The organism is Mycobacterium sp. NGS39, from assembly GCF_059812765.1.
The window spans coordinates 215,628-233,058 of the sequence record NZ_JCALDH010000004.1; the positions used below are offsets into that span (position 1 = coordinate 215,628).

Annotated in this window: 19 protein-coding genes; 14 read left to right on the forward strand and 5 right to left on the reverse strand. The window is 68.0% G+C overall.

All coding sequences use genetic code 11. The annotated features are described in order from the left end of the window. Positions 1–18 precede the first annotated feature (18 nt). Together AC5Y39_RS07725 and AC5Y39_RS07730 are read left to right on the forward strand one after the other, a co-directional pair. Positions 19–1,371 carry a type I glutamate--ammonia ligase gene (locus AC5Y39_RS07725; RefSeq protein ID WP_500016740.1) on the forward strand — a complete coding sequence of 451 codons (1,353 nt, stop codon included), beginning with the start codon at positions 19–21 and terminating at the stop codon, positions 1,369–1,371. Beyond that, complete coding sequence (locus tag AC5Y39_RS07730) at positions 1,359–2,507, forward strand: amidohydrolase family protein (protein WP_500016738.1); 1,149 nt, start codon at positions 1,359–1,361, stop codon at positions 2,505–2,507. Before AC5Y39_RS07725 ends, AC5Y39_RS07730 begins: the two co-directional genes overlap by 13 nt. Here the strand turns inward: AC5Y39_RS07730 and AC5Y39_RS07735 are convergent. After that, positions 2,476–3,801, reverse strand: a complete 1,326-nt coding sequence (locus AC5Y39_RS07735; protein WP_500016736.1) for a TIGR01777 family oxidoreductase — start codon at positions 3,799–3,801, stop codon at positions 2,476–2,478. The two genes, AC5Y39_RS07730 and AC5Y39_RS07735, sit on opposite strands and share 32 nt — an antisense overlap. A 157-nt stretch (positions 3,802–3,958) precedes the next feature. Here AC5Y39_RS07735 and AC5Y39_RS07740 point away from each other — a divergent pair, with 157 nt between their 5' ends. Then, a complete protein-coding gene (locus tag AC5Y39_RS07740) occupies positions 3,959–5,335 on the forward strand; it encodes an alpha/beta hydrolase (RefSeq protein ID WP_500016734.1) in 1,377 nt (458 codons plus the stop codon). Between the two features lie 16 nt (positions 5,336–5,351). Here AC5Y39_RS07740 and AC5Y39_RS07745 read toward each other — a convergent pair whose 3' ends face one another. Next, positions 5,352–6,650 carry a glycosyltransferase gene (locus AC5Y39_RS07745; RefSeq protein ID WP_500016732.1) on the reverse strand — a complete coding sequence of 433 codons (1,299 nt, stop codon included), beginning with the start codon at positions 6,648–6,650 and terminating at the stop codon, positions 5,352–5,354. 90 nt (positions 6,651–6,740) lie between these two features. On the opposite strand from AC5Y39_RS07745, the gene AC5Y39_RS07750 reads away from it, so the two are divergent. The 5 genes from AC5Y39_RS07750 to AC5Y39_RS07770 all read left to right on the forward strand — a co-directional run bounded on the left by AC5Y39_RS07750 (position 6,741) and on the right by AC5Y39_RS07770 (position 9,754). Then, positions 6,741–7,415 carry an HAD family hydrolase gene (locus AC5Y39_RS07750; protein WP_500016730.1) on the forward strand — a complete coding sequence of 225 codons (675 nt, stop codon included), beginning with the start codon at positions 6,741–6,743 and terminating at the stop codon, positions 7,413–7,415. 72 nt (positions 7,416–7,487) lie between these two features. Next, the gene (locus AC5Y39_RS07755; RefSeq protein ID WP_500016728.1) at positions 7,488–7,937 is read left to right on the forward strand and encodes a hypothetical protein; all 450 of its coding nucleotides are present in this window, start codon (positions 7,488–7,490) and stop codon (positions 7,935–7,937) included. Positions 7,938–8,123: 186 nt separating this feature from the next. Next, positions 8,124–8,312, forward strand: coding sequence for a hypothetical protein (locus AC5Y39_RS07760; protein WP_499908327.1), 189 nt, complete (start codon positions 8,124–8,126; stop codon positions 8,310–8,312). A 46-nt stretch (positions 8,313–8,358) separates the two neighbouring features. After that, positions 8,359–8,745 (forward strand): cupredoxin domain-containing protein, encoded by a 387-nt coding sequence (locus AC5Y39_RS07765; protein WP_500016726.1) that lies wholly within the window; start codon positions 8,359–8,361, stop codon positions 8,743–8,745. A 73-nt stretch (positions 8,746–8,818) separates the two neighbouring features. Beyond that, positions 8,819–9,754 carry a lysophospholipid acyltransferase family protein gene (locus tag AC5Y39_RS07770; RefSeq protein WP_500016724.1) on the forward strand — a complete coding sequence of 312 codons (936 nt, stop codon included), beginning with the start codon at positions 8,819–8,821 and terminating at the stop codon, positions 9,752–9,754. Here the strand turns inward: AC5Y39_RS07770 and AC5Y39_RS07775 are convergent. Next, positions 9,751–10,317, reverse strand: coding sequence for a chorismate mutase (locus AC5Y39_RS07775; RefSeq protein WP_500016722.1), 567 nt, complete (start codon positions 10,315–10,317; stop codon positions 9,751–9,753). The genes AC5Y39_RS07770 and AC5Y39_RS07775 overlap by 4 nt on opposite strands. A 94-nt stretch (positions 10,318–10,411) precedes the next feature. Here AC5Y39_RS07775 and AC5Y39_RS07780 point away from each other — a divergent pair, with 94 nt between their 5' ends. The 4 genes from AC5Y39_RS07780 (at position 10,412) to AC5Y39_RS07795 (ending at position 13,252) form a co-directional block, all read left to right on the forward strand. After that, positions 10,412–11,383 (forward strand): esterase family protein, encoded by a 972-nt coding sequence (locus tag AC5Y39_RS07780; RefSeq protein WP_500016720.1) that lies wholly within the window; start codon positions 10,412–10,414, stop codon positions 11,381–11,383. Positions 11,384–11,464: 81 nt separating this feature from the next. After that, positions 11,465–11,929 carry a hypothetical protein gene (locus AC5Y39_RS07785; protein WP_500016718.1) on the forward strand — a complete coding sequence of 155 codons (465 nt, stop codon included), beginning with the start codon at positions 11,465–11,467 and terminating at the stop codon, positions 11,927–11,929. A gap of 119 nt (positions 11,930–12,048) precedes the next feature. After that, the gene (locus AC5Y39_RS07790; RefSeq protein ID WP_500016717.1) at positions 12,049–12,924 is read left to right on the forward strand and encodes a cyclopropane mycolic acid synthase family methyltransferase; all 876 of its coding nucleotides are present in this window, start codon (positions 12,049–12,051) and stop codon (positions 12,922–12,924) included. Between the two features lie 100 nt (positions 12,925–13,024). Beyond that, positions 13,025–13,252 carry a hypothetical protein gene (locus AC5Y39_RS07795; protein ID WP_500016715.1) on the forward strand — a complete coding sequence of 76 codons (228 nt, stop codon included), beginning with the start codon at positions 13,025–13,027 and terminating at the stop codon, positions 13,250–13,252. An 87-nt stretch (positions 13,253–13,339) separates the two neighbouring features. On the opposite strand, the gene AC5Y39_RS07800 is transcribed toward AC5Y39_RS07795, so the two are convergent. Then, positions 13,340–13,795 carry an SRPBCC family protein gene (locus AC5Y39_RS07800; RefSeq protein WP_500016713.1) on the reverse strand — a complete coding sequence of 152 codons (456 nt, stop codon included), beginning with the start codon at positions 13,793–13,795 and terminating at the stop codon, positions 13,340–13,342. A 106-nt stretch (positions 13,796–13,901) separates the two neighbouring features. Between AC5Y39_RS07800 and AC5Y39_RS07805 the strand changes: the two genes are divergently transcribed. Together AC5Y39_RS07805 and AC5Y39_RS07810 are read left to right on the forward strand one after the other, a co-directional pair. Continuing rightward, on the forward strand, positions 13,902–14,378 hold the full coding sequence (locus tag AC5Y39_RS07805) for a lipoprotein LppJ family protein (protein WP_500017077.1): 477 nt from the start codon (positions 13,902–13,904) through the stop codon (positions 14,376–14,378). A gap of 93 nt (positions 14,379–14,471) precedes the next feature. After that, entirely contained in the window at positions 14,472–15,257 is a 786-nt protein-coding gene (locus tag AC5Y39_RS07810) for an alpha/beta fold hydrolase (RefSeq protein ID WP_500016711.1), read from the forward strand. On the opposite strand, the gene AC5Y39_RS07815 is transcribed toward AC5Y39_RS07810, so the two are convergent. After that, the gene (locus tag AC5Y39_RS07815; RefSeq protein WP_500016709.1) at positions 15,254–17,413 is read right to left on the reverse strand and encodes an acyltransferase family protein; all 2,160 of its coding nucleotides are present in this window, start codon (positions 17,411–17,413) and stop codon (positions 15,254–15,256) included. The genes AC5Y39_RS07810 and AC5Y39_RS07815 overlap by 4 nt on opposite strands. Positions 17,414–17,431 lie beyond the last annotated feature (18 nt).

A 17,431-nucleotide genomic window follows, 5' to 3' on the forward strand; every position in this document is an offset into this window, starting at 1 on the left:
CCCTGCACAATGTCTGAGATGACAGACGAAGCGCCGGCCGCACCGTCCCTCGCCCAGCTCGACGCCGGCGGCATCGAAACCGTGATCGGCACCGTGGTGAACCCTGCCGGCCTCACGCACGCGAAAATGGTGCCACCGCGCCGGTTGTCCGCTTTCGCCGATCCCGGCTTGGGCGCCAGCCCGGTGTGGCACGTCTTCACGATCGACCAGACCGGCATCGCATTCACCAAAGACATCGGCGTGGTCGGCGACGAGCGCATCCGGCTGGACCTCGGTGCCCTTCGCACGTTGGGTGACGGGCTGGCCTGGGCGCCGGGCTCATTCTTCGACCAGCACGGTGACCCGATACCGGCGTGCAGCCGCGGCACACTGCGCCGCGTCGAGGAGCGCGCTCGCCGCGCCGGCTTCGAGGCGTCGTTCGGCCACGAGATCGAGTTCCTGCTCGTCGGCCCCGACGGCAGCCGGTTGCCTTCTGCGCTGTGGGCGCAATACGGCCTCGCCGGTGTGCTCGAACACGAGCACTTCGTGCGCGACGTCACCACAGCGGCAGCCTCCGCCGGAATCGGCGTCGAGCAATTCCACCCCGAGTACGGCGCCAACCAGTTCGAGATCTCCTTGTCGCCGCTGGCGCCGGTCGCCGCGGCCGACCAGCTGGTGCTGATGCGGCTGATCGTGGGCCGGGTGGCGCGCCGCTACGGCACACGCGTCACCTATTCGCCGGTACCATTCGCCGGCAGTGTGGGATCTGGTGCGCACCAACACTTTTCGCTGACAAAGGACGGCGGACCGGTGTTCTCCGGCGGGTCGGGCGCACAGGGAATGACGCCGGACGGCGAGCACGCGATCGGCGGAATTCTCGCCGGTCTGCCCGAAGCGCAAGGCGTGCTGAGCGGCTCCATCGTCTCCGGATTACGAATGCAGCCGGGCTCCTGGGCGGGCGCCAACGTCTGTTGGGGGGCCGAGAACCGTGAAGCGGCGGTACGGTTTGTGCTCGGCGGCCCGGCCAACCCGCACGGCGCCAATGTCGAGGTCAAGGTCGTCGACCCTTCGGCCAACCCGTACTTCGCATCCGCGGTGATCCTGGGCCTGGCCCTCGACGGGATCGAGAACCGCACGCCGCTGCCACCGCAAGTCGCGGTGGATCCCGCGTCGTTGTCCGACGAACAACGCCGCCAGGCAGGCGTATTCGCGCTGCCGACGGATCAAGCCACGGTGCTCGACGCGCTCGACGGGTCGCGGCGGATACGCGCCATCCTCGGTGACGCTGCCGTCGACGTGACCGTCGCGGTGCGCCGCTACGAGCACGCCACGTACGGGACGTTGGAGCCGGCCGAACTGGCCGACAAGTTCCGCATGGCGTGGAGTCTGTGACCGCCTCGGGCCTCGCCGAACACGTCGCCCGGCTGACGCTGGTCGACCACCACGTGCACGGCTGCTGGACTCGCAGCGGTGACCGCAGCCGGTTCGAGAACGCGTTGAACGAAGCCAACACCGAACCGATCGCGGAGTTCGATTCCGGCTTCGACACCCAGCTGGGGTTCGCCGTCCGCGCGCACTGCGCGCCGCTGCTGGGCTTGAGCGCGCATGCGGTTGCGGAAGACTACTGGCAGCGGCGCAGCGAACACAGCGAAGCGGACCTCGCCCGGATTTTCCTGCCCCGCGCCGGAGTGTCGGATTGGCTTGTGGATACCGGACTTTCCGGTGATGTGGCGGGCCCCGACGACATGGCCGCGCTGTCCGGCGGCCGTGCTCACGAAGTGGTGCGGCTCGAAACGGTCGCCGAGGATGCTCGGGCTGCCGATGGCCGGTATGCCGACGCGTTCGACGAGCAGTTGCATCGGCGGGCGGCCGGCGCGATCGCCACCAAGTCGATCTTGGCCTATCGCGGCGGTTTCGACGGCGACCTGTCGGAGCCATCCGGCACCGAGGTCGCCCACGCGGCCGCGCGCTGGCGGGACAGCGGCGGCCGGCTGACCGACCGGGTGCTGCTGCGGTTCGGGCTGCACCGCGCGCTGCGGCTGGGCAAGCCGTTGCAGCTTCACGTCGGTCTGGGCGACCGCGATTGCGACCTGCACAAGACGAATCCGCTGCTGCTGCTGGACTTCCTGCGCGCCAGTGGCGATACCCCGATCATGCTGTTGCACTGCTATCCGTACGAGCGGGAAGCGGGCTATCTAGCGCAGGCGTTCAACAACGTCTACGTCGACGGCGGCCTGTCGATCAACCACCTCGGGGCCCGCGGCAGCGGGGTCGTCGGCCGGCTGCTCGAACTTGCGCCGTTCCGCAAGATCTTGTACTCGTCGGATGGATTCGGGCCGGCCGAGCTGCACTATCTCGGAGCAGCCTTGTGGCGCAACGCGATTCGCGATGTTCTGCAGGGCTTCGTCGACGCAGGGCAGTGGAGTGCAGCCGACGCAATCCGGGTGGCCGAGCTGATCGCCTTTCGCAACGCCACCCGTGTCTACGGTTTGCAGCTCAACCGCGCAGCCGGCCCAGTTGCTGGCTGAGCGCATCGGTCAGTCGCGGATGGCGGAACCGGTGCCCGACTTCGAGGAGGCGGCGGGGCACGACGCGTTGGCTGGCTTCAGCCAGCTCGCGGGCGCCATCTGCGCCCAGCAGCAATCGCGGCCCGAACGCCGGGATCGGCAGCAGCGTGGGGCGGTGCATCACGCCGCCCAGCGTCCGGGTGTATTCGCAATTCCGAACGGCTTGTGGCGCAACGGCATTGACGGGTCCGGCTAGCCGGTCATCCCACAGGGTCCGGTAATAGACATCGACCAGATCGTCGATACCGATCCACGAGACCCACTGCGTGCCAGCGCCCAGCCGGCCGCCGAGGCCGCTGGCGAAGAGCGGCCGTAGCAGCCGCAGGGTTCCGCCGCGGGCGGCTTGGACGATGCCGGTGCGCACCGTCACCACCCGCAGGCCGGCCTGTGCCGCGGTGGCGGCTGCGGCCTCCCAGTCCGCCACGACGTCGGCCAGAAAGCCCTCGCCGCGCTCGGTGTGTTCGGTGAGCACCTCGTCGCCACGGTCGAATCCGTAGAACCCGATGGCCGAGGCGCTGACGAAGACGGACGGTCCGTTGTCAGTTCTTTGCGCGGCTTCGGCGAGTAGTCGGGTGGGCTCGACGCGACTGTCTCGGATCGCGCGCCGGCGTGCCGCGGTGAACCGACCGGCGATCGATGCGCCCGCGAGGTGGACCACGGCATCCACACCGTCGAGCAGATTCGGCGCCGGATCGGCCGGGTCCCAGTGGCGTTCATCGCGCCCGCCGGCCTGGCGGCGTACGAGCCGGACGACGCGATGGCCGCCGCTGGTCAGAAACGCCGACAGCGCCGAGCCGACGAGGCCCGACGCACCGGTGAGCGCGACGGTTCGTGCGGTGAAGCCGTGCTCGGCTGCGGTGCGGTGAGCGGTGAGGTCGTCGGCAAGTTGGCGGTGCCGGTAGACGAACATCGGGCGCAGCACCCGCGCCGGGACCGGCGTGTCGACCCGGTCGCGCATGAGCGTGTGGCCCGCGCTTGTTTCCCTGAACTGGTGGGTGTGCCGCCATCCGCCGATGGCCAATGCGTCGACGAATTGTCGTTGTGGCACATAGCCGTTCGGGTCGTGGACAGCGACCCAGCGCAAACCACCGGGAAGACCGAGCACCGCCCGCCCGTCGGCCAGTGATTCCGCCTCAGACAGAGGAGTCAACGGTTGCCACGGCGGCATCAGCCGCGGCATTGCTCCTGGCCGGGCGTGCCACGAAAACACCTCCGGTAGCGGGTGAGCGATCACGCTCGTGTGCTCGATGCTCATCGACGGCCCTTTCCCGGCAAACCTGTGATTCTTATTCGACACCGCAGGGCCGGCGGACGGTGACGGAATCGGTCCGGCCGCCCAGGGGTTGCCGGCGCGGTAGCCTCGTTTCTTCGCCCACCGTGCGGGTAGTCCCGTCCAGCGGAAAGGTGCAGCGATGAGCGGCGGGCAAGCGGTGTTGGACAGCGCCGGGCTCGCGGCATCCACTGCGAGCGCGTCGCTGACGGGCGGAGCGATACCCCTGGCAGTGCAGGCCGTCACGGTCGTCGCACTGTGGCACGCGATCGGATGGGGGCGACGGCGCAGTCGCGGTGTGCCGACGGCGGTGGCGCTCGGTGTGTTGGCCGGGGCGGCGGCACGCTGGTGGTTCGCCACAGCGGGCCTCGCCAGCGAGATGCCGCCCTGGTCGCTGTGGCTGTGGGTGTCCCTGACCGGCATGGCGATGGCCCTCGCGGTATTCGGCTGGTCCGGCGCCGGCTGGCGGCGCCGCAACGTTCTGGTGTTCGCGGTGTCGTTTTGCCTACTGAGCGCCGGATTGACCGTCAACGGCTGGATCGGCTACTTCCCGACGGTCGACGTCGCCTGGAATCAGCTGACTGGTGGGCCGCTGCCTCATGAGACCGACCTGACGACTGTGCGTGCGATGCGGGCAGGCGCCGCTGCGCCGCGCACGGGTGCCGTTGTCCGGGTCGACACGGGAACTGCCGGCTCTGGCTTCCGACACCGCAACGAGTGGGTCTATCTGCCGCCGGCCTGGTTCGACCGTGATCCGCAACAGTTGCCGGTGCTCGTGTTCGTCGGCGGTCAGTTCCATACTCCGGCCGATTGGCTACGCGCGGGTGATGCGGTCAGCACCCTCGACAGGTTCGCGGCCGCACACGACGGCGTTGCGCCGGTGGCAGCGTTCGTCGACACCGGCGGTGCGTTCACCGTGGACACCGAATGCGTCAACGGTCCGCGCGGCAGAGCCGCCGACCATGTCACCAAAGACGTTGTGCCACATCTGATCCAGGCGTTCGACGTGAGCAGCGACCCCGGCGCCTGGGGCGTCGTCGGGTTCTCCGCCGGGGGCACCTGCGCGGTGGATCTGACCGTGATGCATCCCGATCTCTTCACCGCGTTCCTCGACGTCGCAGGTGATCTCGCCCCCAACGCCGGCAACAAGGCACAAACCATCGAGCGGCTGTTCGGCGGCGACGCTGACGCGTGGGCGTCGTTCGATCCGACCACGGTCATCAGCCGGCACGGGCCGTACCGTGGGGTGGCCGGAATCTTCGCCGTCCCCGACAGCGAAGGGCCTACCGTCGCACAGGGTCCCGACGCGGGCGCCGCCGCAATGAGTCCCGGGATGGCCGCTGATTCGCTCTGTGCACTGGGCGCCGCGAACGGCATCTCGTGTGTCGTGGCCCGATTGCCGGGCAAGCATGACTGGCCTTTCGCCGCGCGCGCGTTCGCCGCGGCGTTACCGTGGCTGGCCGTCCGAGCGCACGACGATGTCCGAGACGTCGGGCATTGCGGGACGTCGCCCCGATAGCGGGCAGAGCGTTCCGCTACACCGCACGGGTGCCGTCGCGCACGGCGGCCGCCAGCGCGTCGGCGATCGCGTCGAAGGCGTTGTAGGCACGCAGTTCACGGGAAAGTTCTTGCGCTGCAATTCGATACGAATCGCGACTGAAAAGCCGATGCACGGCGTGGGCGATCGCAGCGGGTCCGGGGCGTGCAGTGCCCAGGTCGATCCCGGCTCCGGTATAGGCCACCCGCGCCGCCACTTCGGGTTTGTCGGCGGTAGCGCCCGCGACGATCAACGGGATCCCGTGCACCAGCGCATGATGGACACCGCCGTACCCACCGTTGGTGATCATCGCGTCGACATGCGGAAGCAACTGGTGGTACGGCGCGAAGTCGGTGAGGTAGGCGTTGCGGGGGATGGGCCGGCGAATCGTGGAGGACCCTGCGCGTCCTGTGGTCGCAACCACGACGAGGTCGTCGCGATCGGCTAATGCGTCGAGAGTGGGATGTATCAGTTCGCTCAAATCACTGTTGTCCCATGTGCCTTGAGTGACGTGAACGACGTTGCGGCCACTGGCCGCCAGCTTGGACCAAGGTGGGTCCAATGGGCGGTGTCGGCGGGTGGCGGGCGTGATCACCGGGCCGGTGAACGTCACCGATGACGGCAGATCGCTGCGTGGATACTCCGTGCGCGGCACGGTGAATTGCAGAACGCGCTCAGCCAGCACCGGCCAGTCGGTCAGAAACACCGGCGAGCCACCGAGCCCGACCGTGCGCAGCGCCGCGTCGAGCTGCGCCTGGATGTCGGCGAACAGCACGTGCTGCACGACCCAGGTCATCGCCCGGTAGTTCGTCTTCGGCCGCGGGTGCCAGCCGATGCCGAACGGTGGGGTGTCGACACTGGAAAGTGTCAACGGCCCGACCCCGCCGACCAACACCGGCGGACGCGCTCGCCGATCCACCAGCAGTGGCAGTGCGCCGGTGAAGGCCACGTCGCACAGCACCGCGTCGACGCGTTCGTCGTCGAGTGCTCGCTGCAGCGCCCGATACTGCGCGATCAGCGGGTCGATGAAGATCGCGCGCATTTCCGCACGCCCGCAGTTCCAGCGGTCCACGATGCGGGGGACCGGAAGTGAAGAGGTTCGTCGTCGGTGCCGGCGGGGATGGGCCCGAGGGGGGAGTGCGACGGCACGCATGCCGTGCGCCTCGATGGCCTCGCGGTAGTGCGCTGCGGTCAACATGCTGACCCGGTGACCGCGGCGACGCAAATCTGCGCCGATCTGCAGGAGGGGGCTGACATGCCCGGGAATCGGGCTGGCAGCCAACAAGTATCTGGCCATCGGCGCTCACCCGTCAGCCTATAAGAGCGGTGTAGGTATCGCGCAGGACCCAGAAGGTACACAACGGTGAGCCGTGGGTACCCGCGCCCGGTGACCGCTTCCCGTGCGCCCGCTGTGCTGTTCGACATCGACGGCACGCTCGTCGATTCCAATTACCTTCACGTGCACGCGTGGACGCGTGCGTTCCACGACGTCGGCATCGCTGCCGATGCGTGGCGCATCCACCGCTCGATCGGGATGGACGGCTCCACCTTGGTCGGCACGCTGGCCGGAGACGTCGACGACGAGGTGAAGCAGCGGCTCAAAGAGCTGCATTCGCGCTACTACAAAGAGCTGACTCCGCTGCTGCGGGTGTTGCCGGGCGGTCAGGAGATCCTCGAGCGGGTCGCGGCGATGGGCCTGCAGGTGGTGCTGGCGACGTCGGCGCCCGACGACGAGCTGGCGATCCTGCGCACGGTGCTCGACCGCGACCACCTGGTGTCTGAGATGACCTCGTCGGCCGACGTCGACACCGCCAAGCCCAAACCCGACATCATCGAGGTCGCGCTCGAGCGCGCCGGCGTCACCGCCGAGCAAGCGGTGTTCCTCGGCGACTCGGTGTGGGACGTCGAAGCATGCCGGCGCGCCGGGGTGCCCAGCATCGGTGTGCTCAGCGGCGGTGTCTCCCGCGACGAGCTGACCGCCGGCGGAGCGGAGGTGGTGTTCGAAGACGCCCGCGAACTCGTCGAGCACATCGCCGACACCCGCATCGCCAAGCTGAGCTGACCGCAGGGTTTCAACACCCAGCGCCCCGGGCACGCTCTTGCCTACCGACGTCTACGTCAATAAGGAGCGGTCATGAATACCGTGGGCTGGATAATCCTTGCCGTCGTCGTGGCGATTGTGCTGATTGTCGCTGTGGTGCTGATCGCGCGGCAGAACCGCATGAAGCGGCGCCGCGTGGAGGCCGAGCGCATCCGCGGCGAGGTCCGCGAGCAGACCGCAAAAGTGGAACGCCGCGAAGCGCTGGCCGAAGAGACCGCCGCCAAGGCGCGCGCCGCGCAGGCCGAAGCCGAGGCGAAGGCCGCCGAGGCGGCCCGGCTGCAGGAGCGAGCCGCCGCGCATCAGAGCGACGTCGCGTCAGCGCGCGACGACCTCGACAAGCGCGCCCAGCACGCCGACCGCCTCGACCCCGCGGCCCGCGAAGAGCAGGGCGCCCATGAGCAGCGGGCTGAGGGCCAGCGGTCTGAAGGCCAGCGGTCTGAAGGGCAGCGGGCTGCCGAGCAAGGGCAAGGCACGGCCACCTGATCGGTGGCCCGGCTGTCAGAACACGCCGGCCAGATGCTTCTGCACATCGATCGGGTTGGCCATGCCGGCCCTCCTGGTTGTGGGCTCGTGTGGCGTAGCCGCCGATTACCGCGCGCCCTGACCACGCATTCGTTTCGCCGGCTGCCGATGTGATTCGGATGCGCCGATCCGGGGAATGACGCGACTATGGCAACGTATCGAGTGCTGGATCCCAAGGGCGAGGTCGTCGAGACACGCGACATCGCGAGCGCCGACGACGCGCACGCCTGGTTCGTCGACAAGGCTTCCCACAACGACGAACTCGGCTGGCGCATGGAAGTCAAGGTCGACGACGAGTGGCGGTTCTTCGACAACACCGACGGCACGCCCGCCTGACCCGACGACGCGGTGAACCTTTCGCCGCCGGTGTCGTGTCTCTTGTATGACGACACGAATCGGACTGGCTGCTTTGTCATGCGCGACGGCGATCGCCGTCGCCGCCTGCGGGCACTCGAACGTCACCCAGGAGAGTGCCTCTGAACCGACCACCACGCCCGCGCCCGCATCGTCGCCGGCGCCGGTCGCGGCGGCGGCGATCACCATCGAAGGGATGCGGTACACCGACCTGACGGTGCCGGCGGGCGCGCAGGTGACAGTGGTCAACAAAGACGCCGCAGAACACACCGTCACCGCCGACACCGCCAACGCGTTCGACGTGGAAGTCGGTGGAGAAGCGACGGTGACGTTCACGGCACCGGCACAGCCCGGCAGCTATCCGTTCCACTGCACCTATCACCCGGGCATGCACGGCGTGCTCACGGTGCAGTAGCCACACCGGTCACACGGCTCAAGTGCTGCGGCGCGGGGGCGTACCCGGCGGCCACAGCGGGTATGCGCCCCGCATGACCACTACCGACCACCGATCACCGGATGTTCGAGAACAAGCCCAACAATTCGCCGACCAGGCTCGCGAGCAGATGGATCGCCGGCGCGCGAAGCAGGAGGGCGGGGTCAGCGGCTGGGTGGCCCAGCGTGCCGGCGAATGGGAGCTCAGCGGCCCCGACGAAGCCACGATGCAGCGCCAGAAGTACTTGTGGAATTCGCTGGTGGACTATTGGTTCCGGATGGAGATGGACGGCTGGGAGAACCTGCCGGAGCCACCGGTGCTGCTCATCGGCATCCACTCGGGCGCGCCGTTCGTCTGGGACGCGTGGACCGTCGGCGTGCAGTGGTGGCGCCGGTTCGGCCAAGACCGGCTGCTGCATGGCACAGCGCACGACGCACTGATGGCGATTCCGGTCATCGGCCGCTACTTCCGAGCGATGGGAGTGCTACCGGCCGCGCCCGACTCGATCGCCACCGCATTGGCCGAAGGACGCGACGTCGCATTGTGGCCGGGGGGAGAAGTGGACTCGCTGCGGCCGTGGCGCGAGCGGGACCGCGCCAACCTCGCCGGCCGCACCGGATTCGTCAAGATGGCGATCCGCGCCGGCGTGCCGATCGTGCCGATCGCGACCGTCGGTGGTGCCGACGCCATGCCGGTGTTGATCCGCGGTGACCGGTTGTCGCGCACGTTGCGGCTGGACAAGATCCTGCGGCTCAAGGTTTTTCCGCTCGCGGTGTCGTTGCCGTGGGGTATCGCGCCGGCCGCGCTGCCGCAGTTCCCCCTGCCGGCCAAGATCCGCACACGCCTGATGCCGCCGGTCGAGGTGGATCATGACCCGTCGCGGGCTGAGGACGACGAGTACGTGCAGCGTAAGTACCAGGAGGTGCAGGACACCATCCAGGCCGGCATGAACGCGCTGGCCCGCAAGCGCGCGCTGCCGCTGTTCGGCTAAGCCCGGCAGTAGGAGCGAGTGGCGAACCCGAGCGCCTGCCTGTACAGCGCGTCGAGGTTATGCGCGTCGGCGACCTCGGCGACGGCTTGCGCGCGGGCGGCGCCGCAGTCCGGCGAGTGCAGCAGCAGCCACTGTGCGGCGATCTCGCCGACGATCGTGTGGTTGAGCGAGTCGATCGCCGATCGCGTCGCCGCAAGGTCGGGAGCAGAGGCAGGCGCTGCGCCGGGATCGAGCTTCCACTGGGAGAACCGTCCGTACTCGACGCCTTCTGTGGCGGCGATCTGGTCGGCGAAGACCCGCTGCACGTAGTCGGTGTCGATGCCGGCCGCAGCCGCGTCGGCTGCCACCGCGGCCAGTACCTGTTCCGCCCGAGCGGAGTCTTCGACGCTTCCTTTCGTCAGCCATTTCGCCGCAGCCACCGCATCGGCGGTCTGCAGCCGGGCCGTGGCGGCCTCCACCAGCGGACTCAACGGGCTGAGCCCGGCCGCATCAGCGGCCGATGCCGGCAGCACCGCGCATGCGGTGACGACAACGCCGACCAATCCCAGACGCAATCGCAGCACTGAACAGTTTTAACAGCAGCAACAATCGGTGCGGGGTGTAACCGCAGACTCGCGACAGCCGATAACTCGGTAAGACAACTCAGGGGTGGGAATCATGCACACATTTCCAGCAATGCACTGGCCGCGCCGGTTGGCGGCAGTTTTCCTCGCGTTGGTGTTCGCGTTCGCGATGATCGGTGTCGCGGGCAAACCAGCGACCGCCAGAGCCGACGCACCCGAGACCGTGATGGTGCCGTCCGCCGCGATGGGACGCGACATTCCGGTGCAGTTCCAGGGCGGCGGTCCCAAGGCCGTCTACCTGCTCGACGGCATGCGCGCCCGCGACGACCGCAACGGTTGGGACATCGAGACCGGGGCGTTCTCTTGGTTCAACGGCTCGGGGCTGTCGGTCGTCATGCCCGTCGGTGGAATGTCGAGCTTCTACACCGACTGGTATCGGCCGGCGGTGGGCAACGGCCAGACCTACACCTACAAGTGGGAAACGTTTCTGACCTCAGAGCTGCCGGCCTGGCTGGCGGCGAACCGGGGAATCAGCAGCAGCGGCAACGCCGTGGTGGGGCTGTCGATGTCGGGCAGCTCGGCGCTGATCCTGGCCGCGTTCCACCCGAATCAGTTCATCTACGCCGGCTCGCTGTCGGGCTTCCTCAACTTGTCGGCCGGTCTGTGGCCGGTGCTGGTGGGCGTCGCAATGGCCGACGCCGGTGGCTTCAACGCGCTCGACATGTGGGGTCCATACGGTGGCGCGGCCTGGCAGCGCAACGACCCGATGAACCAGATCGGCCGGCTCGTCGCCAACAACACGCGGATCTGGGTGTACAGCGGCAACGGCAATCCGACTGACCTGGACGCCGGTCTTGGCAACGCGCAGATCCCCGCGCAGTTCTTGGAGGGACTGACGATCCGCACCAACAAGGAGTTCCAGCAGCGCTACCTCGCGGCCGGGGGCAGTAACGGTGTGTTCAACTTCCCGCCCAACGGCACGCACAGCTGGGGCTACTGGGGTGGTCAGCTGCAGGCGATGAAGCCCGACATGCAGCGGGTGTTGGGCGCCAACCCGACCGCTTGACACACGGTGGTTTGGTCTGTACCGGTTCGGGGCAGTCCGTGCAGAACACCGTGTGACGCAGTGTCGAAATTGGAGTTCATCATGAGCGAACAAGGCAGCTCCCAGCAGACCGACCGCGAGCAAGACGCCGACCGCCAGCAAGACACCGACCGCGAACAGGGCGGCGAGCAGCAAGCCACGGGCGGCGGCGAGGATGTCGAACGCTACGAGTCCGGTCAGATCGCCGAGAAGCCGGAACCCACCGACGAGCACAAGGAACACGCCAAAGAGATGGCGAAGTCCTACACGGAGGAGCGCCCGACGACCGTGCTGCCCGGATCCGACGCGACCGTGACGGGAACGGCAGTCAACGACTGGATCGACGATGAGGGCAACCCGGTGCACGGCGACATCAGCGACGAGCGCAGCGAAGCAGCTGAGCGCGACCGGGAACGCAACGAGCGCGCCCAGGCCCAACACGATGACGACCAGAAGGGCGACGAAGGCGAGGACGGCGGGGACGGCTCACAGGTGCCCGAAGAGGAGAAGAAGGCACAGGACGGCTGACCGCCCTCTGCAAACTCGTTAGGTCGCCGATCTCGTACCATCGGTGACGACCATCCGCAACATCTCCCGGGTCGGCCCCGACATGGAAGCCGGCTAGCAGCCGCTGAACAGGATCGACATTGCCAGAAACGCCAGCTGATCTGACGCCCCACTTCGAGGACGTCCAGCACCACTACGACCTGTCCGACGACTTCTATCGCCTTTTCCTCGATCCCACGCAGACCTACAGCTGCGCGTATTTCGAGCGCGACGACATGACGCTGCAAGAGGCGCAGATCGCCAAGATCGACCTGGCGCTGGGCAAGCTGGGGCTGCAGCCCGGCATGACGCTGCTGGACGTCGGCTGCGGCTGGGGCGGCACCATGATGCGCGCACTCGAGAAGTACGACGTCAACGTCGTCGGGCTGACCCTGTCGAAGAACCAGCAGGCGCACGTGCAGAAGTTGTTCGACAACTCGCCGAGCCCCCGGTCCAAGCGTGTTCTGCTGCAGGGTTGGGAGCAGTTCGACGAGCCCGTCGACCGCATCGTGTCCATCGGCGCCTTCGAGCACTTCGGCCGCGACCGCTACGACGCTTTCTTCAAGATGGCCTACGAGGCGCTACCCGCCGACGGGGTGATGCTGCTGCACACCATCGTCAAACCCGACGACGAGGAGTTTGCGGCCCGCAATTTGCCGGTCACCATGCGGCATCTGCGGTTCTTCAAATTCATCATGGACGAGATCTTCCCTGGCGGCGATTCGCCGCAGCCGGTGACGGTCAAACGCCACGCGACCCAAGCTGGCTTCAACGTCTCGCGCGTACAGCCGCTGCGATTGCACTACGCACGCACGCTGGACACCTGGGCGGCCAACTTGGAGGCCAACAAGGAGCAGGCGATCGCGATCCAGTCGCAAGAGGTGTACGACCGGTACATGAAATACCTGACCGGCTGCGCGGAACTGTTCCGCGAGGGCTATACCGACGTCTGCCAGTTCACCTGCGAAAAGCGCTGAGCATCAGCGACCCGGGATCGCCGGTATCTGCGGGATAGCCGGTGGCGCCGGGATCGCCGGCGGCGAGGGAATCTCGGGGACCGGCGGCACGATGGTCACCGTGGTATCGCCCGGTGCCGGTGACACGGTCACTGTGGAGTTCGTGGGCGCACAGCACGGCGTAGGCGTCAACTCGGTGGTGCTGGTCGGCGACGTCGTAGTGCTGCTTGTGGTGGTGCTGGTGGTAATCTTGTTGTCCGAACTGCTTCCGCCACAAGCGGTTAGCAGCGGTAGAAGGATGGCAGTCGCGGCCACGGCGACAGCGGCGGGCCGGGTAAGCGCGCAGTGAGTCATGTCGGGTCTCCCTTCGGCGCACGCATAGCCACTTGGCAGATCCGCCAAACGAGACAACAGCTTTCGAGCTGAGCGCAAGGGCTCAGCTCGCCTCCACCACGGTCTTTACCCGCTCGAGCGTCTTGCGCATGTCGCGAAGATTGCGCCGCCTGCGAAGCCGGCCGATGGTCGCGGTGTAGATCCGAAGCAGCGGCGAGGGCTGCAGCCGAAACGACTCGGTCACGTCGGTGCCGTCGCCGCTGGGTGCCATCTCGTAGCGCCAGTGGTTGGCAGGTTTGTCCCCGATCAACACGTCGAACGCGAACACCCGGCCGGGTTCGCAGTCGGTGACCCGGCACGTCGTCCAGTACACCGGGCCGATCTCGTTGCGGCGGACGTGTCCGCGGAATCGGGCTCCCACAGCCGGGCCGGTGGCGCCGTCGAGCCACTCGGCCTCGAACGTCTCGGGCGAGAACTGGCCGATGTTGCGCACGTCGGCCACGAGCTCCCAGATTTTCATCGCGGGTGCGGACATGTGCACCGTCACTGAGCCGTCCATGGCGCGATTCAACCAGAATGGGCAATATGGCAGGCCCGAGGTGCCCGACAACGTGACCGGCACGAGAAGCCGACGCCTGCTGGTGCTTCTTGCCGTGCTGGCAGCAATGGGGATCGTGGGCGCGGGTTTGCTCGTGTTGCGCGTGCATGACAGCGCGACAGACCATCCCGTCGATGCGCTCACCGACGACCAGACTAAAAGCCAAGTGCTCGCCGCGGCGAAGGAGATCGTCGGCACCGCGAAGTTGCGCAACCCGACCGGCGGCTACCTGCTGATGTCATGCGAGAACCAGAACGATCCGCCTTACCAGGGCGCGATCTACCTGACCTTCGACCTGCCCTCGAGCGGCTTCTTCGACCAGGTGGCCGACGCGATGACTGCGCGCGGCTGGCAGAAGGGCTTGCCGCCGAACCAGTACCTGTACGGCACCACACTCTCGAAGAACGGCGTCACGGCGGTTTTGTACCGCGACCCCGACCGCAACAGCGTCGGCGTCATGCGGATCTACGGCGAATGCCGCAACGTGACCGACCACCGTCGCGACACCACCGGCTGGGTCGAGATGACCGACCAATTCCGTTAACGTGTGCGCGATGACGCCGCCTGAGCGCCCGGCCTGGGTACCCCCCGGCTGTACCCGTTCGGAGACCGCTACCTCGACGTCGACGGCTCGGCGGTGCACTACGTGGACGAGGGCAACGGCCCGACATTGCTGTTGCTGCACGGCAATCCGACGTGGTCGTTTCTCTACCACGAAATCATTGTCGGACTGCGAAATCAATACCGCTGCGTGGCAATCGATTACCCCGGTTTAGGGCTTTCGACTGCAGCGCCGGGCTACCGGTTCACCCCGCTCGAGCATGCCGGTGTGGTGCAGCGCGCCGTGCAGCAGCTTGATCTGAGCGACGTGACCCTGATGGTGCAGGACTGGGGCGGCCCGATCGGCTTCGCTGTGGCCACTCGGCAACCGGACCGATTCAGCCGGTTCGTCATCGGCAACACCTGGGCGTGGCCGAAGACCGATCTCGGCACGCAGGCGTTCTCGCGTACGCTCGGCGGCCCTGTAGGCCGGTACCTGATCGAGCACCGCAACTTCTTCGTGGAGCGGATCCTGCCCGCGGGTGTGCGCCGTCGTCGCCTCACCGATGTCGAGATGGGCGCTTACCGCGGGCCGTTTCCCACTACAGAGTCGCGACGGCCCCTGTCGGTGTTCCCGCGCGAAATACTGCGCAGCAGAAGCTTTTTGGCGGAGGTGGCCGCTGGTCTGCCACGATTGTCCGAAAAGCCCGCGCTGGTGTTGTGGCCCACCAAGGATGTGGCGTTTCGCGCGCGGGAGCGGGCCCGATGGCAGGCGCTGTTCCCCACGCACCGCACCGTGCTGCTCGAGGGTGCAGGCCATTACATGCAAGAAGACGCCGCCGATGAAATCGTATCCGCCATATCGGATTTCGTTCCTCGCTAGCGGACTGTCATGGCATGCTCGACGATCGCGCCGATGACGGGCGCCAGCGTCTGGGCGTACTCGATGGTGACGTGGTTGTCGTCGCGATAGACCAGGTTGTCACCGACGATCACAGGGCAGCGCTCGGCGGTGCAGAACACTGCGGTGAGGTCGTTGTACTGTCCGCCCGCCGCGGTGGTCGCCGCCGCCTCGGCCGCGATGCCGGCGTCTCGCACCGCGTCGGAGCGTCGCGGCACACACGCCTGCGCGTCGTCGAGGTGAGCCGACACGCAGGTCGGCACGGTGCTGCGGGGATCGGGAATCGGGCCGAGGACCACCACCGCGGCGCCGGTCGCCCGCAGCCGGCTCACCAAGCGGCGCAGGCTGTCCACCCACTGGGGATCGTAGGAAGTGAAGCCGAAATCGGCGCCGTAGCGGCGCGACATGCCGACGACGACGAGCCGCGGGTGCTCGACCTGCAGCCGGTTCACCACGTCGGTTCGCCACTGCTCGCATTCGGTGTAGCGCCGGCCGAGATACGGGCTGGTGATGGGCAACTGCAGCAACGGACAGGTGACCTTGCCCAGCGTCTCGAGCCGCCAATGACGTTGCTGCGCAACGGCTTCCAGTGCAGGGCTCCACATGGCAGCGTGTGAATCACCGACCAGTGCCACCGTGATGGACGATGCGGTGTCCCCGGACCTGCACTCGGGCTGGCCCACCTCCTGCCATGACCGCACGCAGCCGTTGAGGAAGACCGTGGGTTTGTCGCCGGCCGCATCGGCCAGCGCTGGTTTGAGGTTCGACGGCACGGCGCGCAGCGCAGTCGAGGCTTGCACGGCGGCGGCGACATGTGCGGTCAGCTGGGCGAGCGGGTCGCCGTGACCGGCGGGCGGCGTGGGCGCGGGTTGGTCGTATGTCACCGCGGCCGCGGCCGCGCCGTGGCCGACGGGAACCGGGCGCACCACCACCAGCATCGTGGCGACGGTCGCGGCCACCGCGGTGACGGCCGCGCCGAGCAGCAGACTGCGCGCCTCAGACCGCCGCACCGGTGCGGCGAAGCGGATCGGGTTCTCGACGAGGCCCAGCGTCAGCACCGCCAGCACGAACGACACCGCGGCGGCGACCAGGCGGCCGGCCAGACCCAGCGGGTGGCCGAGCAGTGCAGGCGCGAGCAGCAGCACGGGCCAGTGCCACAGGTACCACGAATACGACGCTCGGCCGATCATCCGCAGCGGCGGCCGCGACAGCGCACGGCCCACCCCGCTGTCTGCTGTCGCACAGCCCGCACCGATCACCAGTGCGGTGCCCAGCACCGGGAGCAGCGCGGCGGTGCCGGGGTACGGGGTCGCACGGTGCAGGTCCACGCAGGTGACGAGGATCAGCACCAGACCGCCCCATCCTGCGGCCGCGGCCGCGCCGTCGCTCAACACGCGCCACCGGCTGGCGGTCAGAGCCACCAAGCCGCCGACCGCCAGCTCCCAGGCGCGCGACGGCAACGAGAAGAACGCCCACGACGGCAGCGTGTACGTCCACGCCAGTGAGACGACAAACGACGCGGCAGCCAATCCCGCGAGGACCGCGAGGTACGGCAGCGCCGAGGCGCCGGCATCGGCCCGGCGGCGCACGCGCAGGAGCACCCAGGCGGTACCGATGATCAACGGCGGCCAGACGAGATAGAACTGCTCCTCGACGCCCAGCGACCAGTAGTGCTGCACCGGCGACGGAGCGGCATCGGCGCTCAGGTAGTCGGTGCCTTCGATCGCGAACCGGTAGTTGCCGGTGTAGAGCGCCGACGCGATGACGTCACCGAGCACGCTGCGTGCCTGCAGCGGCGGCAACAGCAGACACGCCGCGACGCCAGTGACGACGAGCACCGCCGCGGCCGCCGGCAGCAGTCGTCGCGCCCGTGCGCCGTAGAACCTGACCAGCCGGATGCCGCCGCGCCGGCCGATCTCTCGCCACAGCAGCCCGGTGATCAGAAATCCCGAGATCACGAAGAACACGTCGACGCCGACGAAGCCGCCTGGGAATGCGGGAAATCCGGCGTGGAAGAGCACCACGGTCAGCACCGCGACCGCCCGCAGACCTTCGATGTCGGCGCGGAACTCACGGCGTCTGCCGGCGCGGGGCGTGGTGCCGCGTCGGGGGGCAGCGGTGGTCGCAACGGTGTTCACTCGAGCGCCGATCCTGCC

Excerpts from the sequence above, each read along its gene's own strand:
- AC5Y39_RS07725 (WP_500016740.1), top strand. The coding sequence starts at position 19 with ATGACAGACGAAGCGCCGGCCGCACCGTCCCTCGCCCAGCTCGACGCC.
- AC5Y39_RS07735 (WP_500016736.1), bottom strand. The coding sequence starts at position 3,801 with ATGAGCATCGAGCACACGAGCGTGATCGCTCACCCGCTACCGGAGGTG.
- AC5Y39_RS07740 (WP_500016734.1), top strand. The coding sequence starts at position 3,959 with ATGAGCGGCGGGCAAGCGGTGTTGGACAGCGCCGGGCTCGCGGCATCC.
- AC5Y39_RS07745 (WP_500016732.1), bottom strand. The coding sequence starts at position 6,650 with ATGGCCAGATACTTGTTGGCTGCCAGCCCGATTCCCGGGCATGTCAGC.
- AC5Y39_RS07755 (WP_500016728.1), top strand. The coding sequence starts at position 7,488 with ATGAATACCGTGGGCTGGATAATCCTTGCCGTCGTCGTGGCGATTGTG.
- AC5Y39_RS07760 (WP_499908327.1), top strand. The coding sequence starts at position 8,124 with ATGGCAACGTATCGAGTGCTGGATCCCAAGGGCGAGGTCGTCGAGACA.
- AC5Y39_RS07765 (WP_500016726.1), top strand. The coding sequence starts at position 8,359 with ATGACGACACGAATCGGACTGGCTGCTTTGTCATGCGCGACGGCGATC.
- AC5Y39_RS07770 (WP_500016724.1), top strand. The coding sequence starts at position 8,819 with ATGACCACTACCGACCACCGATCACCGGATGTTCGAGAACAAGCCCAA.
- AC5Y39_RS07780 (WP_500016720.1), top strand. The coding sequence starts at position 10,412 with ATGCACACATTTCCAGCAATGCACTGGCCGCGCCGGTTGGCGGCAGTT.
- AC5Y39_RS07785 (WP_500016718.1), top strand. The coding sequence starts at position 11,465 with ATGAGCGAACAAGGCAGCTCCCAGCAGACCGACCGCGAGCAAGACGCC.
- AC5Y39_RS07800 (WP_500016713.1), bottom strand. The coding sequence starts at position 13,795 with ATGGACGGCTCAGTGACGGTGCACATGTCCGCACCCGCGATGAAAATC.
- AC5Y39_RS07805 (WP_500017077.1), top strand. The coding sequence starts at position 13,902 with ATGGGGATCGTGGGCGCGGGTTTGCTCGTGTTGCGCGTGCATGACAGC.